We start from the raw sequence: 15,390 nt of genomic DNA on the forward strand, positions 1-15,390 counted from the left end.
TCATGTCCGTTCGGAGCTTAAGGCACCCATGAGAGTAGGTACCGTCGGAACCGGTTACTTTAGCCAGTTTCAATACGAAGCCTGGCGCCGCATGACCGATGTCGACCTCGTGGCCCTCTGCAACAGAGGCGCCGAAGGCGCGCGCCGCACTGCGGAAGCCTACGGCGTTCCCGCAACCTATGACGATCTCGGGGAGATGCTGGCGGCGGAGAAGCTCGATCTTCTCGACATCATCACGCCGCCGGTGACGCACCTGGTGATGATCAGGACAGCCGCGTCTGCGGGGGTCCCGATCATCTGTCAGAAACCCTTCTGTCAGAACCTGACGGAAGCCGAAGAGGCCGTGGCGATCTGCGAGGAAGCGGGTGTGCTGCTGGTGGTGCACGAGAACTTCCGCTTTCAACCCTGGCACCAAAAGGCCAAGGCGTTGATCGATGCAGGCGCCCTCGGCGACATCTATCAGGCGAGCTTTCGGCTGCGCCCGGGCGACGGACAGGGCCCGGACGCCTATCTCGACCGCCAGCCCTACTTTCAGAAGATGGAACGCTTCCTGGTTCATGAGACGGCGATCCACCTGATCGATGTCTTCCGCTATCTTCTCGGCCCCGCCTCTTCCGTCTATGCGCGGCTCAACCGCCTCAACCCGGCGATTGCCGGAGAGGATGCGGGGATCATTCTGCTCGACTTCGAGAATGGTACCCGGGGCCTTTTCGACGGGAACCGCCTGGCGGACCACGCCGCGGAGAACCGCCGTCTCACCATGGGCGAGATGCTGGTGGAGGGATCCAAGGCAACCCTGCGGCTGAACGGCGACGGGGCTCTGTTCCTCCGCCCGCATGGCAGCAACAGCGAGCAGGAGGTCACCTATGACTGGGAAAACAAGGGTTTCGGCGGGGACTGCGTCTTCAAGCTGCAGCGCCATGTCGTCGACCACCTGCTGGGCCGGGGCCCGGTCATGAATCTGGCCCGCGACTATCTGGCCAACCTGCGGATTGAAGAGGCGGTCTATGAATCGCACATTCAGGGGCGCCGTCTAGCGGTCTAGGCCGGTCCCGCTGGCCCTTGGCCCTGCCTCTGGTCTAGAATTCCTGCTGTATGCAAGAACGACAGGTGGACTGCGTGACGCAAGCCAATCAGGTGATCAGAGCCGACAAGGCAGGTGCAGGCGATACGCCGAAGCTGTCGCAGTCGGAACGGGCCTATCAGGATCTGAAACGCCGGATCCTCGACAACGAAATGCCGGCGGGTTTTCAGGCGCTGGAACAAGAACTGGCCGAACTGCTCGGCATGAGCCGGACACCGGTGCGCGAAGCGCTGATCCGCCTAGCCGATGAGGGCATTGTAGAAATACGCCCACGCCATGGTATGCGGATCCTGCCGATCTCCGTGGCCGACATGCGCGAGATCTACGAAATCCTGACCGGTCTCGAATCGACCGCCGCCGAGGTCGTCGCCACCCGCGGCCTGAGCGGTGAAAAACTGGCAACGCTGCGCACCGCGGTCAGCGATATGGACGTCGCCCTCTCCAAGGACGACCTGAAGGGCTGGGCAAGCGCCGACGAACGCTTCCACAATCTGCTGGTCGAATACAGCGGCAACGAGCGGCTGCGCACCTGGGTGAACACTTGCCGCGATCAGGCTCACCGCGCCCGCATGGCGACGCTGCGCCTGCGCCCCAAACCCGTCGATTCAAACGAGGATCACGCCGCGGTGGTGGAAGCCATCGAACGCGGCGATGCCGAGGCGGCGCGGCGCATTCATCATCGCCACCGGGTGCGGGCCGGCGCCATGCTGGTGGAAATCCTGGAGCTGCACGGCATCACCCAGCTGTAGCTCAAGGGTAACGAAGCCCCCTCAGCCGCAGGCGGTCCAGTCGAGCACCACCTTGCCGCTCTCGCCGGAGCGCATGACGTCAAAGGCCTGCTGGAAGTCATTCAAGCCGAAACGATGGGTGATGATCGGTTCGATCTTCAAACCGGACTCCAGCATCGCGATCATCTTGTACCAGGTCTCGAACATCTCCCGCCCATAGATGGCCTTGATGGTGAGGGCCTTGAAGATGATCGGGCTCCAGTCAAATGGCCGCACCTCGGCGGGGATGCCCAGCATGGCGATCCGCCCGCCCATGATCATAGAGTCGACCATCTGGTCGAACGCCGCGGGCACGCCCGACATCTCGAAGCCGACATCGAAGCCCTCGCTCATCTTCAACTCGGCTCTGACGTCTTTGAGATCTTCCTTGGCAACATTCACCGTGCGGACATCACTCAACTGGGCCGCCAGAGAAAGGCGGTATTCGTTCACATCGGTCAGCACCACGTGGCGGGCACCGACGTGGCGGGCAACCGCCGCTGCCATGATGCCGATTGGCCCCGCGCCGGTAATCAGGACATCCTCGCCGACGAGATCAAAAGCCAGCGCCGTGTGCACTGCATTGCCCAGCGGGTCCAGGATCGCGCCGATCTCATCGGAGATGTCGTCGGGCAGCGGCACCACGTTGAAGGCCGGGATGACCAGATATTCCGCAAAGGCCCCCGGCAGGTTCACCCCGACGCCGCGGGTGTCCGGGTCCAGGTGATAGCGTCCCGCCCGTGCCATCCGGCTCTTGCCGCCGATGATGTGTCCTTCGCCGGTAACCCGCTGACCAAGCGCCAGGTGACGGACGTGGCTGCCGATTTCGGCGATCTCCCCGCAGTATTCGTGGCCGATGGTCAGCGGCACCGGCACGGTCTTGGCCGCCCAGGCATCCCAATTGTAGATGTGGACATCGGTGCCGCAGATCGCCGTCTTGCGGATCTTGATCAGCACATCGTCAGGCCCGACCTCGGGTTCCGGCTGCTCGCCCAGCCAGATCCCCGGCTCCGCCTTTTCCTTGATCAAAGCCTTCACGACTTGGTCCTTCCCGGATCAGCAGGCATCAGATGACCTCCAGTTCCCGGCCCACCGCCGTGAAAGCGTCGATGGCCTGATCGATCTGTTCCGGCGTGAGTGCGGCCGACATCTGGGTGCGGATCCGCGCCTGCCCTTTGGGCACCACGGGAAAGAAGAAACCGGTAACGTAGATCCCCTGCCTGTAGAGCCGCGCCGCCATTTCCTGGGCAACACCGGCATCGCCCAGCATCACGGGGATGATCGGATGCTCCCCTTCCAAGAGGCGAAATCCGGCAGCGGTCAGGCCGGCACGAAACCGCACGGCATTGTCGCGCAGGCGGGCCCGCAGATCATCACCCTGACGCACCAGTTCGATCGCCTTGCGGGCGGCGCCCACAATCGGCGGCGGCAGAGAGTTGGAGAACAGATAGGGCCGCGAGCGTTGCCGCAGCAGATCGACGATCGGCTGAGCCGCGGCAACATACCCCCCGGCCGAGCCGCCGAGCGCCTTGCCCAGGGTCCCGGTCAGGATATCGACTTCGACGCCGTGATGGGCCGGCGTGCCCCGGCCCTGCGGCCCCAGAACGCCGGTCGAATGGCAGTCATCGACCAGAACCAGGGCCTCATAACGGCCCGCAAGACTGCGAATGGCCGGCAGGTCGGCCAGGTAGCCGTCCATGGAGAAAACCCCATCGGTCGCAATCAGGATCCTTCGCGCCCCAGCCGCCCGCGCGTCTCGGAGTTGTTCCTCCAGCGCCGTCATATCGCCGTTTGCATAGCGGTAACGGCGCGCCTTGCAGAGCCGGATACCGTCGATGATCGACGCGTGATTGAGGGCATCAGAGATCACCGCATCTTCTTCGCCCAGCAGAGGCTCGAAGACACCACCGTTGGCATCGAAGCAGGCAGCGTAGAGGATCGCATCCTCATGACCCAGGAAGTCAGCAATCTCCCGCTCCAGAAGACGGTGCTGATCCTGGGTGCCGCAGATGAAACGCACCGAGGCCATGCCCAGACCGTAGTGGTCGAGAGCCTCTTTCGCCGCCTCGATCAGAGCCGGATGATCCGCCAGCCCCAGGTAGTTGTTGGCGCAGAGATTGAGCACAGTGCGGGCCGACCCGTCGTCGGCCACCTGGATCGCCGCCCCTTGGGGCGATGCAATCGGTCGCTCCAGCTTGTAAAGATGGGCCGCGCGGATGCTTTCAAGCTCCGCGCGAATGTCGTCCAGAACCATAACCCCGGCCTCACCGTCAGTATGCGATAGCGGAGCATATTCCGCTATTGCGGAATTATCAATCTGATTCCCCGAGCGGCTGCGATCAACCTGCTCCCGTCAACTTGCCCTGGTCAACTTGCCCCGGTCAACTTGCGAGGACGACCAACAGCGCTTTCGCTGGCTTTCCGTCGAGAGCGGAAATGCGATGACCGACATCGGCTCGGTAGCGCAGGGTGTCGCCCCCCTCACCCTCGTCTTCGCGCAGACCGGACTGCACAGCGATGCGGCCTTCCAGAATGGTAAGATGCTCCATACTGCCCGGCGCATGGGCGTCGCTCAGCAGGGCGCCGCCCGCCTCCAACTGCAGTTCGTACCATTCCACCGTGCCCGCCATGGCCGGCGGACTGAGGATTCTAAGGCGGCAACGCTCCCCGCGACTTTCGATTGTGGGGGTGCGGTCGGCCGCCAGGCGCTCGACATGACCGCTGGTTTCCGCGGCCGCCCTCTCGGTGCCGAGCAGGCCGGCGAAATCGACGCCAAGAGCCTGGGTGAGATTCCACAGCGTGGCCAGGGTCGGGTTGCTCTCGCCCCGTTCGATCTGCGAAAGCATCGAACGGGAAACGCCGGAGCGCTGCGCCAGATCATCCAGCGTCAGTTGCTGCTCCTTACGCACCGCGCGAAGCGTTTCCGCGACCTTGGAGACGATGCCTTCCGCATCTATGGCGCCCTGTCTCGACATTCCTCCACTATAGCGGAGAAATTTCCTCTAATCCAGAGAGACCCATTGCTTCTCTTCGTTGGAACGCAGGATGGCGTGCATCACCCGTTCCGTGTCCAGGGCGTCGGTGAAGTTCGGATGAAGCCGCTCGGCACCCGCCAGGCCGCGCAGCAGATGGGCCACTTCAATGGTCTTGATGTCGTTGAAGCCGAGACTGTGCCCCGGCGCCGGGATGAAGTTGCCATAGGGCGGATGCGCCGGGCCGCTGAGGATGGTCTTGAAACCTTGCTCGGCTTTGGGGCCTTCGGCCTGGTAGAGCTGCAACTCGTTCATACGCTCCTGATCGAAGGCAATCATTCCGGCGCTGCCGTGCAGTTCCCAGGCGAAACGGGACTTCCGCCCCCAGGCGATACGGCTGGACGCCAGACTGCCGGAGAAGCCGGCGTGGAACCGCACCAGGGCGGAGACGGTATCGTCGTTCTCGACCCTTCCGGTGGACCCCATCGTGCCTTCCAGCGGCCGCTGGTCGTGCATGATCGTGAGATCCGCGGCAACCGCGGAAATCGGCCCGCAAAGGTGCTGGGCCATGTTGATCAGATGACTGGCCATGTCTCCCAGGGCGCCGGAGCCGGCCTTCGCCTTTTGCATGCGCCAGCTAAAAGGCACGGCCGGATCGGCCAGATAATCTTCGTCAAAGCAGCCGCGGAAGTGCAGCAGGCGTCCGATCGCGCCTTGCTCGACCAGCCGCTTGGCATGGGAAACCGCCGGGTTCTTGGTGTAGTTGTAGCCGACCAGCGACTTGACGCCGGACTCCTTCACTACCGCCGCCATGTCCTCCGCTTCTTCCAGAGTCAGCGCCAGCGGCTTCTCACAGTAGACGTGTTTGCCGCTGCGGGCGGCGGCGATGGCCATAGCCGGATGCAGGGCATTGGGCGTTGTGATGGAAACAACATCCACCGCCGGATCGCTGATCAGCCGGCGCCAGTCATCGGTCCAACGTGCAAAGCCGAACTCCGCCGCCTTGGCAGCAGCCTGTTCGGCGCCGATATCGCAGAGCAGCTCAAGCCGCGGCCGCGGCGAAAACCCGAAAACAGTCGCCACGGCGGCATAGGCAATGGCATGGCACTTGCCCATATAGCCCGTGCCAATCAGGCCTACCCCCACAGAGTCCAAATACTTCGTCCTTCATCGGCCCAGTCTTGCCGGGCAGTCAACCAACGGCTGCTGTTGTAAAGGTCACCGGGGCGTCAGACGGTGCCGCCCAGCGATGCGGAAAGCTGCTGCAGTTCCTTGCCCCCCGCCATCAGATTCTGCAGCTCATCCATGGTGATCTCCTCCTTGGAGAAGTTGCCGAGCGTCTTACCCCGATTCAGCACGGTAAAGCGGTCACCGACAGCCATAGCATGACGCACGTTGTGCGTAATGAAAATTACACCAAGCCCTTTGTTGCGGACCTGATCGACATACTTCAGCACCATCGACGTCTGAGCGACGCCGAGGGCCGAGGTCGGCTCGTCGAGAATAAGCACTTTGGCGCCGAAATAGACCGCCCGGGCAATGGCGACACACTGGCGTTCGCCGCCCGACAGCGTTCCCACCGCCTGTTGCGGATCGCGCACGTCGATGCCGATCTTCTGCATCTCCTCGCGCGTCACACGATCCGCCTCGTCGAAATTGATGAAGCCGATGGGCCCCAGCTTCTTTACAGGCTCCCGGCCCATGAAGAAGTTCCGCGTGACCGACATCAGCGGGATCATCGCCAGGTCCTGGTAGACTGTGGCGATGCCGGCATCCAGGGCGTCGCGCGGCGAGTCGAAGTCCACTGCCTTACCTTCGACACGAAATTCGCCGTCGGTCGGTTTGTGGACGCCGGCCAGGGTCTTGATCAGCGTCGACTTGCCTGCCCCGTTGTCCCCCAGGAGGCAGAGCACCTGGCCGCGGTTGACCGCCATCGAAACGCCGGCCAGGGCAATAACGGAGCCGAAGTGCTTGACCACGTTGCGAACGTCGATCAGCGCGTCGGAATTGTTTGCAGATCCATTTTCAGCCATGTCACCGCTCCCCCGTCGCACGTTTGCGGATGAAGTTGTTGAACAGCACCGCCGTCAACAACATGCCGCCGAGGAACACCAGGTACCAATCCTGATCGATGGTGGTATAGGTCAGGCCGATCAGGACCATACCGAAGATGACCGCGCCAATAGCCGCGCCGATTGCGGAACCATAACCGCCGGTCAGCAGACAGCCGCCGATGACGGCGGCGATAATTGCCTCAAACTCTTTTTGAAAGCCGCGCCGCGCATCGGTCGAACCGGCATCGAGCACGGTCAGAATCGCAACCAGCGCCGCCGAGCAGGCTGTGAGCATGAAGAGGATAGTCTTCACCCGGTTCACCGCGACACCGGAGTTTCGTGCGGCATTGGAATCGCCGCCTGCGGCGAAAATCCAGTTGCCGAAGCGGGTCCGCACCAGAACCCAGGTGGCGACCGCGGCAAAAATCAGAAACCAGATGACCTCCACCGGCACGCCCTGAACTTTCGGCAGGCCGTTCTTAAAGGTGTCGACCCAGCCCATGGAAGCGAACCAGGCAAAGGGGCCTTCCAGCGCATCGCCGGAAAAGAGGCCGGCGAGCCAGGAATCGCCGACGGCCTCCTTCACGCCGCGCAGTTGGGTCGAGCCCCCGGTCGCCCACTTGAGACCCACGAGCGTCAGGCCACGCAGGATAAAGAGGAAGGCCAGCGTGACGATAAAGGAAGGAAGTCCGGTGCGCAGAACGATCTGCCCGTTCAACGCACCCATGGCCGCGGCGACGATAAAGGTAATGACGATGGCGCCGGGCAAAGGAATGCCCAGCACCACGAGGCAGGTACCGAAAATCAGACCGGCGAAGGCAACCATTGAGCCGACAGAGAGGTCGAACTCTCCTCCGACCATCAATAAGGCCGCGCCGATGGCGAGGATGCCGAGCTGGGCCGCCGGCGCCATGAAGTTCATGATGCCCGCCAGGGTGAACATGTTGGCATTGGCGGTGAGGAGGAAGAAAACCGTGACCAGTACCAGACCGGCGATCGCCCCCAGTTCAGGGCGCCGCATCAGGCGCGTCATCGCGGAGACTTCCCGAAGCCGTTCGTCTGCCGCTGCGCCGGTGTTTGCATCTGGGGGTTCAGTCGCGCTTTCGTCGCCGGCCGGCGCCGTCTTATCAACCATTGTCGTTCCTCCCAAAGGGGCTGCTTGCGGGCGTCAGCCGGATGGATGCCGGTCTTGATCTTGGCCGCATAAACGGCAAACAGCTTACTGTTTTCAGCCTAAAGCTGGGTTTCGGCTTTGCGCACCGGCCGGCCTCGCCATGAGGCGAAGCCGACCGAATGCGGCGTTACAGGGTCAGCGGATACCCTTGGCGGAAAGGTCGACAACCTGAGCCGCCTTGTCCTGGGTAATCAGGTTCGGACCAGAAGGCACATTACCGCCCGGAATAAGGCCGAACTTCGCGTGATTGGCCAGAAACACCACCGGCAGATAGCCCTGCAGGTACTGCTGCTGATCAATGGCGAAGGCCGCTTTACCGTCGGCGATTGCCTTCAAGAAATCGGAAGACAGATCGAAAGTGCCGATGTTCACGGAATCGCTCTTACCGACTTCCGCGGCTGCGGCCAGAGCCGGCTCGCCAGCCGTGCCGGCGCCCAAGGCCATCACGGTATCAACCGAATCATCTGAGTCCAACGCGGCCTTTACCTTCGCCTTGACCTCGGCGGGGTCTTGCGACACGGGCAGGACGACGACCTTGCCGCCGAAGCCGTCGGAGAAGCCCTGGCAGCGCTGGTCCAGCGCCACATTGCCGACTTCCTGGTTGATGCAGATGGCCGAAGAGCCACCGAGAGACGCCATCTTCTCACCCGCTGCCTTGCCGGCGTCGTATTCTTCCTGGCCGACGTGGAGTAGCGCGCCGAGCTTCTTGGACACGTCGGAACCGGAATTCATCGACACCACCGGAATGCCCGCGGCAACCGCTTTCTCGATCGACGGCCCAAGGGCGTCGGCATCGGGAATGGAGACGATAAGGCCGTCCGGCTCCTGATTCACGGCGGCATCGATCAACTGTGACATAACCACCATGTCGAAGGTTTCCGGTGCGCGGTAGTCGACCGTGACGGCCATGTCCTTGGCCGCGGCATCGACGCCGTTCTTGACCACCGACCAGAAGGGATCGTTGGCCTGGCCATGGCTGACGACGATGATGTTCACGTCCTGCGCCTGGGCCGCCGAAGCAGCCCCCAAAAAGGCGGCCGCTGCCGCCAGGCGATGTAGAGTCTTCATTCAATCCTCCCCTTTTTTAGGTTTTTCGTTGTGCGATTGGACTGCTGAGGTGTGGGGTCTGAAAACCATACCGCCAAAATCAACTTCCGGCGGTAGAAAAACACCCTCGGGAGACACCGAGTGCGATCCGGGAATCGGTCGATCTCCGCCGGCATGCTGCCGGATTGCTTGCTGTGATGCCTGTGGCTTGCCGCCATCATCCATCGGCGCATCTCGCCTTCCCGGGGCCGGAAACCGGGCTTCCGGCCCGGTTCCGCTCTGATTGTCTCAGATGTCTTGTGGACAGAATAAACCGACCGAAGCGATTTTTCTAGAATTTTCATTCTCCTTTTGGTTCTCTTGGATGGAACCTTCAGATCCGATGCCGTAAGACTGCGGCGCCACCATGCGCTCAACTGCGCTCGGCAAGTTCGCCCGGCAGGAGCCGTTTTCGCAAAGAGGTTGGTATGGCCAAAGCAGAGCCGATAGACGAATTGGGCACCCCGCCGCGGGACTTCGCGGGGCTGCGCAACCTGCTGATCGACCGGCACCAGACCTTGCCGAAACGGCTTTCGCAGGTCGCCCGCTTCGCGGTGGCTCATCCCGACGAGATGGCGTTCGGCACCGCCGCCAGTATTGCCGAGCAAGCCGATGTGCAACCCTCCACCCTCGTCCGTTTTGCCCAGACCATCGGTTATCAGGGCTTCTCCGATCTTCAGGAGATTTTCCGCTCGCGCCTGCGCGACCGTTGGCCGGACTACGAGGAACGCCTTCAGACCCTGGAACATCAGAGCCGGGAACGCGGCGGTGTGCCGGGACTGCTGGACGGTTTCGCCGAGGCCGGGGTGACATCTCTCATGCGACTGCGCGACAGCATTGACGCCACGCAACTGGAAAAGGCCGCCAAGCTGCTTGCGGCCGCCGATACCGTTTATCTTCTGGGACAGCGCCGGGCCTTCCCGATCGCCTCCTACATGGCCTATGCCCTGGGCAAGCTTGGGGTGCGGTGCATCCTGGTCGACAACGTCGGCACCCTGGGCCAGGAGCAAGCAGCCTTTGCAGGCTCCAAGGACGCCGTCATCTCCATCAGCTTCACGCCTTACACGCCAGCGACCATCGAGCTGACCAAACTCTGTGTTGCCGGGGGGGCGCCGCTGGTGGCAATCACGGACAGTCCATTCAGCCCGCTGACGGAACTGGCCAACGTCTGGTTCGAGGTCGTGGAAGCGGACTTTGCCGCCTTTCGTTCGCTCTCCGCCAGTTTCTGCCTGGCCATGGCGCTTTCGGTTTCCATTGCCGAGAAGCGGCGCGGCAGCTAGTCGCGTATTTGCACCGGCTGCCCGGATTCCCATGATTGCGTAGCCGCATCGGCGAGGACCTGCGCCCTTAATCCATCCTCTCCCGAGGGTGTCAGAGACCGTCCCAGCGCGACGCCTTCGATAAAGACGGCAAGCTCTGCCCGGTAAGCTTCGGCGTAGCGCTCCAGAAAAAAGTCGAGAGCGGGATCACGGGAATAGCCAGCCGCGGTTGCCGCCTCCACCGTCGTCGCGCGGCGATTGCCGGCCCGCAGCATGCCCTTCTCCCCATGCACCTCCACCCGCTGGTCGTAGCCATAGGCCGCGCGGCGGGAGTTGGAGATCTGAACGATCCGCCCCGACCCGGTTTTCAGCATGACGGCCGCAGTGTCGACGTCACCGGCCGCACCGATGGCAGGATCAACCAGGGAAGCGCCGAGAGCGAAGACTTCAACGGGTTCCTCTCCCAAAAGAAAGCGGGCCATATCGAAGTCGTGGATCATCATGTCGCGAAACAGACCACCTGAGCGTTCGATATAGGAGACAGGCGGCGGTGCCGGATCCCGCGACAGGATGGTCAGCAGTTCCGGCGACCCGACCTCGCCCTGATCCAGGCGTCTTTTAAGGTCAGCGAAACTGGGGTCAAAGCGGCGATTAAAGCCGATCATCAGGGGCTGCCCGGCAGTCGATACGACGTCGAGGCAGGCTTTGATCCTTGCCGCGTCAAGATCCACAGGCTTTTCACAGAAAACCGCCTTGCCCTGTCGCACCGCCTTCTCGATCAGATCAGCATGGGTATCCGTCGGCGTCGCCACCACAATCGCATCGATCCCCGCGTCCGCGAGGATCGCATCGATGCGCGCCACCCGGCTGCCGGTTTCCGCCGCCAAGGCCTCCGCCGCCTCGGGCAGCGCGTCGGCAACCGCCACCAATTCCGCATCCCGATGCGCAGCGATGTTACGCCCGTGAATCTGGCCTATCCGGCCTGCGCCCAGTAACCCGATCCGCAGCATGCGAAGAGCTCCCTCGTAACCATCAAATGGAATTGGAATTCCATATTGACCCATTAATAGATGTTATGTTTCATTCTTCCAAGCGCTCGTAAAGCGCGGCTCTCAATAAAAAACCGACCACAGGTCAGCTGAAACGGGAGACAGCCGAACCATGGGCAATGCTGCTGCGCTTGACCTCATTACCATCGGACGCTGCTCGGTGGATCTCTACGGTGAACAGGTCGGCGGACGGCTGGAAGACATGGGCAGCTTCGCCAAATACATCGGCGGTTGTCCAGCCAACATCGCGGTCGGCTCTGCCCGTCTCGGCCTGAAAGCAGGTTTTCTCAGCCGCGTCGGCGACGAGCATATGGGGCGCTTCGTCCGCGAGATACTCGTCGACGAGGGTGTCGACACCAGCCGCCTTAAGACCGACCCGGATCGCCTCACCGCACTGGTCATCCTCGGCATCCGCGATCAGGACACCTTCCCGCTGATCTTTTATCGTGAGAACTGCGCCGACATGGCGATCTGCGAGGAAGACATCGACCCGCACTACATCGCCTCGGCCAAGGCTGTGGTGGTAACCGGCACCCACTTCACGACGCCCGGTGTCGAAGCGGCCTCGCGCAAGGCAGCGCGCCTGGCACGGGAAGCCGGCCGCAAGGTGGTTTTCGATGTCGACTATCGCCCAGTGCTTTGGGGCCTCACGGGACACGGCCTGGGTGAAGAGCGCTTTGTCGAAAATGCCGATGTCTCCAAACACCTGCAGACCATTCTGCCGCTCTGCGACCTAATCGTCGGCACCGAAGAGGAACTGCACATCGCCGGCGGCACCACCGACACCCTGGCCGCGATCCGCAAGGTGCGCGAGTTGAGCGAAGCCACCATCGTCTGCAAGCGCGGTCCCATGGGCTGTGTGGTCTTTCCCGGCGTTATCCCGGACTCCCTGGAAGACGGTATCAAAGGCCCGGGCTTCCCGGTCGAAGTCTATAACGTGCTGGGTGCCGGCGATGCCTTCATGAGCGGTTTCCTGCGCGGCTGGCTGCGCGACGAGCCCTTGGAGACCTGCTGCAAGTATGCCAACGCCTGTGGCGCCTTTGCGGTCTCGCGCCACGGCTGCGCCCCAGCGGTCCCCTCCTGGACCGAGTTGACATGTTACCTGGCAAACGGCAGCGATCACCATGCACTGCGCGAGGACCCGGACCTCAACCGCATCCATTGGTCGACAACCCGGCGGCGGCACTATAACAAGTTGTGCATCTTCGCCTTTGATCACCGCAGCCAGTTCGAGGAACTGGCGAAGGACTGCGGCACGGATATCGCAAGAGTGGGCGCCTTCAAAACACTGGCCCTGGATGCGGCGCGCAAGGTCGCGGCAGGCCGGGAGGGTTTTGGGGTTCTCATCGACGACAGGTTGGGCCGCGATGCCCTGCATGCAGCCGCCGACGGCGACCTCTGGGTCGGCCGGCCGATCGAGCTTCCCGGCTCCCGCCCCCTCACCTTCGAGGAAGGCCCCGACCTCGGCGGCGCCCTGGCCGAGTGGCCCCTGACCAACTGCGTAAAGTGCCTGGTCTTCTACCATCCCGACGATCCGGAGGATCTGAGGCTGGCGCAGGAGAAGGAAGTGGTGCGCCTGTTCGACGCCTGCCGCAGGACCGGCCACGAATTGCTTCTTGAGATCATCGCCAGCCGTCATGGGCCGATCGACGAGGGTACACTGGCGAGAGCCATCACCCGCTTCTATGATCTGGGCGTTGCACCGGATTGGTGGAAGCTGGAGCCACTGACCGAAGATGCCGCCTGGCGGGCCGTCTGCGACACGATAGAGGCGCGTGATCCGCATTGCCGGGGTATTCTTCTGCTCGGCCTGGAACGCCCGCTGGAGGACCTGAACGCCGCCTTCGTTCTCGCCGCCCGCCATGCCCTGGTAAAGGGCTTTGCCGTCGGCCGCAGCATCTTCGCCGAACCGGCCCGCGCCTGGCTGAAGGGCGAGATCGACGATGCCGAAGCCACCGATCAGATGGCGCGGCGTTTCACCGAGCTGATCTCTGGCTGGGAGCAGGCGGCGGCAGTGAAAGCCGCCTAGGAACAGTTGGCTGAAACAAAAACCGTGACGCGTTACGTCGGATCGAGAGCAAAACCATGTCCACCCTCCGCTTGACCATGGCCCAGGCGCTGGTGCGCTATCTGGCGGCACAGAAGATCGATATCGATGGCGAGGCTTTGCCGTTCTTCGGCGGCGTCTGGGCGATCTTCGGCCACGGCAATGTCGCGGGTCTCGGCGAAGCCCTCTACGGCCTGCGCGACAGCCTGCCGACATACCGCGGTCACAACGAACAGGCCATGGCCCACGCCGCCATCGCCTATGCCAAGGCCAGCAACCGCCAGCGGGCGATGGCCTGCACCACCTCCATCGGCCCCGGCGCCACCAACATGGTCACCGCGGCGGCTGTCGCCCATGTGAACCGCCTGCCGCTGCTGCTACTCCCCGGCGATGTTTTCGCCAACCGCCGCCCGGACCCGGTGCTGCAGCAGATCGAAGACTTCCAGGACGCCACCGTCAGTGCCAACGACTGTTTCCGCCCGGTGTCGCGATTCTGGGACCGCATCACCCGTCCGGAGCAGATCCTGACCGCCCTGCCCCGCGCCATGGCCGTGCTGACCGACCCGGCAGACTGCGGCCCGGTGACCCTGGCGCTCTGCCAGGACGTTCAGGCCGAGGCCTACGATTACCCTGGGAGCTTCTTCGCCCAGAAAGTCCGGCACATCCGCCGGCCGAGACCGGACCAGCAGGAACTGACCCGGGCCGCCACTCTTCTCGCCGCTGCAAAAAAACCGATGATCATTGCCGGCGGCGGAGTCCACTACAGCCGCGCCGTCGACAGCCTGGAGTCCTTCGTCCATAAGCATCAGGTTCCCGTCGCCGAAACCCAGGCCGGCAAGAGCGCCCTTGCCTGGGATCACCCGCTGAACCTCGGCTCTCTCGGCGTGACCGGCACGTCCGCGGCCAATGAGGCGGCCGAAGAGGCCGACGTTGTTCTTGCCGTCGGCACCCGGCTACAAGACTTCACCACCGGTTCTCGCGCGTTGTTCAAGAACCCGAGCCGCCGGATCATCCAGTTGAACACCGCGGCTTTCGATGCCGGCAAACATCAGGCCGAGCCACTGGTGGCGGATGCCCGCGAAGGCCTCGACAGCCTTTCCGCCCAGCTCTCGCAATACAGCAGCCCGACAGCCTGGCAGGACAGCGCCCGGGCGCGCATCGGCGGCTGGAACCAGGCGGCGGAAGCCGTGCGCGCGCCAGAGGGCAGCGGTCTGCCGAGCGACGCCCAGGCGATCGGTGCGGTGAACCGCGCGGCGGACGCAGGAGCCATCGTCGTCGGCGCCGCCGGCGGCCTGCCCGGCGAATTGCACAAACTCTGGCGCAGCGGCGGGACCGGCGGCTACCACATGGAGTACGGCTATTCCTGCATGGGTTATGAAATCGCCGGCGGCATCGGCGTGAAACTGGCGCAGCCGGAGCGCGATGTGATCGTCATGCTGGGCGACGGCAGCTATCTGATGATGAACTCGGAGATCGCCACCGCGGCCATGCTGGGTATCTGGCTGACGATCGTGGTGCTCGACAACCGCGGCTTCGGCTGCATCAACCGCCTGCAGCGCGGTACCGGCGGCGAGTCTTTCAACAACCTGCTGCAACACGCCCGGCATGAGACCTTGCCGGACATCGACTTCCGTGCGCACGCCGAAAGCCTGGGGGCCAAAGCAGTGAAAGTCGATAGCCTTTCGGCTCTGGAAGCTGCCATTGCGGAGCCATTTCACGCCGCAGGGCCGCGGGTCATCGTGATCGACACCGATCCCTTGATCTCCACCGAAGCCGGCGGCACCTGGTGGGATGTGGCGGTGCCGGAGGTTTCCGAAAGCAGCACGGTTCGCGACGCGCATGACGCCTATGTGTCCGCCAAGGCCGCCCAGCGGCTGGCCGATTAACGAGCTCAAGAG

13 protein-coding genes are annotated in these 15,390 nt (G+C 63.2%); 5 read left to right on the forward strand and 8 right to left on the reverse strand.

What is annotated here, in order from left to right:
- Positions 1-28 precede the first annotated feature (28 nt).
- Both ACP146_RS12625 and ACP146_RS12630 read left to right on the forward strand, forming a co-directional pair.
- The gene (locus ACP146_RS12625; RefSeq protein WP_422367111.1) at positions 29-1,045 is read left to right on the forward strand and encodes a Gfo/Idh/MocA family protein; all 1,017 of its coding nucleotides are present in this window, start codon (positions 29-31) and stop codon (positions 1,043-1,045) included.
- 50 nt (positions 1,046-1,095) lie between these two features.
- Positions 1,096-1,833, forward strand: a complete 738-nt coding sequence (locus tag ACP146_RS12630; RefSeq protein WP_425032667.1) for a GntR family transcriptional regulator — start codon at positions 1,096-1,098, stop codon at positions 1,831-1,833.
- 21 nt (positions 1,834-1,854) lie between these two features.
- Here the strand turns inward: ACP146_RS12630 and tdh are convergent, their stop codons facing one another.
- From tdh to ACP146_RS12665, 7 genes are all read right to left on the reverse strand, one after another.
- Positions 1,855-2,889 (reverse strand): L-threonine 3-dehydrogenase, encoded by a 1,035-nt coding sequence (gene tdh, locus ACP146_RS12635; protein WP_422367113.1) that lies wholly within the window; start codon positions 2,887-2,889, stop codon positions 1,855-1,857.
- A gap of 28 nt (positions 2,890-2,917) precedes the next feature.
- Positions 2,918-4,105: a glycine C-acetyltransferase gene (locus ACP146_RS12640; protein WP_422367114.1), complete on the reverse strand. Its 1,188-nt coding sequence runs from the start codon at positions 4,103-4,105 to the stop codon at positions 2,918-2,920.
- A 127-nt stretch (positions 4,106-4,232) separates the two neighbouring features.
- A complete protein-coding gene (locus ACP146_RS12645) occupies positions 4,233-4,826 on the reverse strand; it encodes a helix-turn-helix domain-containing protein (protein ID WP_422367115.1) in 594 nt (197 codons plus the stop codon).
- A gap of 27 nt (positions 4,827-4,853) precedes the next feature.
- Complete coding sequence (locus tag ACP146_RS12650) at positions 4,854-5,969, reverse strand: Gfo/Idh/MocA family protein (RefSeq protein WP_422369649.1); 1,116 nt, start codon at positions 5,967-5,969, stop codon at positions 4,854-4,856.
- A gap of 83 nt (positions 5,970-6,052) precedes the next feature.
- A complete protein-coding gene (locus ACP146_RS12655; RefSeq protein ID WP_422367116.1) occupies positions 6,053-6,856 on the reverse strand; it encodes an ATP-binding cassette domain-containing protein in 804 nt (267 codons plus the stop codon).
- 1 nt (position 6,857) lies between these two features.
- On the reverse strand, positions 6,858-8,012 hold the full coding sequence (locus tag ACP146_RS12660) for an ABC transporter permease (protein ID WP_422367117.1): 1,155 nt from the start codon (positions 8,010-8,012) through the stop codon (positions 6,858-6,860).
- Positions 8,013-8,186: 174 nt separating this feature from the next.
- The gene (locus ACP146_RS12665) at positions 8,187-9,119 is read right to left on the reverse strand and encodes a sugar ABC transporter substrate-binding protein (protein ID WP_422367118.1); all 933 of its coding nucleotides are present in this window, start codon (positions 9,117-9,119) and stop codon (positions 8,187-8,189) included.
- Between the two features lie 446 nt (positions 9,120-9,565).
- Between ACP146_RS12665 and ACP146_RS12670 the strand changes: the two genes are divergently transcribed.
- Positions 9,566-10,417 (forward strand): MurR/RpiR family transcriptional regulator, encoded by an 852-nt coding sequence (locus tag ACP146_RS12670; RefSeq protein WP_422367119.1) that lies wholly within the window; start codon positions 9,566-9,568, stop codon positions 10,415-10,417.
- On the opposite strand, the gene iolG is transcribed toward ACP146_RS12670, so the two are convergent.
- Positions 10,414-11,406 (reverse strand): inositol 2-dehydrogenase, encoded by a 993-nt coding sequence (gene iolG, locus ACP146_RS12675; RefSeq protein ID WP_422367120.1) that lies wholly within the window; start codon positions 11,404-11,406, stop codon positions 10,414-10,416. The genes ACP146_RS12670 and iolG overlap by 4 nt on opposite strands.
- Before the next feature lie 151 nt (positions 11,407-11,557).
- On the opposite strand from iolG, the gene ACP146_RS12680 reads away from it, so the two are divergent.
- Both ACP146_RS12680 and iolD read left to right on the forward strand, forming a co-directional pair.
- Positions 11,558-13,474: a bifunctional 5-dehydro-2-deoxygluconokinase/5-dehydro-2-deoxyphosphogluconate aldolase gene (locus ACP146_RS12680; RefSeq protein ID WP_422367121.1), complete on the forward strand. Its 1,917-nt coding sequence runs from the start codon at positions 11,558-11,560 to the stop codon at positions 13,472-13,474.
- 56 nt (positions 13,475-13,530) lie between these two features.
- Positions 13,531-15,378, forward strand: a complete 1,848-nt coding sequence (iolD, locus tag ACP146_RS12685) for a 3D-(3,5/4)-trihydroxycyclohexane-1,2-dione acylhydrolase (decyclizing) (protein ID WP_422367122.1) — start codon at positions 13,531-13,533, stop codon at positions 15,376-15,378.
- Positions 15,379-15,390 lie beyond the last annotated feature (12 nt).

Origin of the sequence: Pelagibius sp., assembly GCF_965249265.1 — a bacterium.
Lineage (GTDB): Bacteria > Pseudomonadota > Alphaproteobacteria > Kiloniellales > Kiloniellaceae > Pelagibius.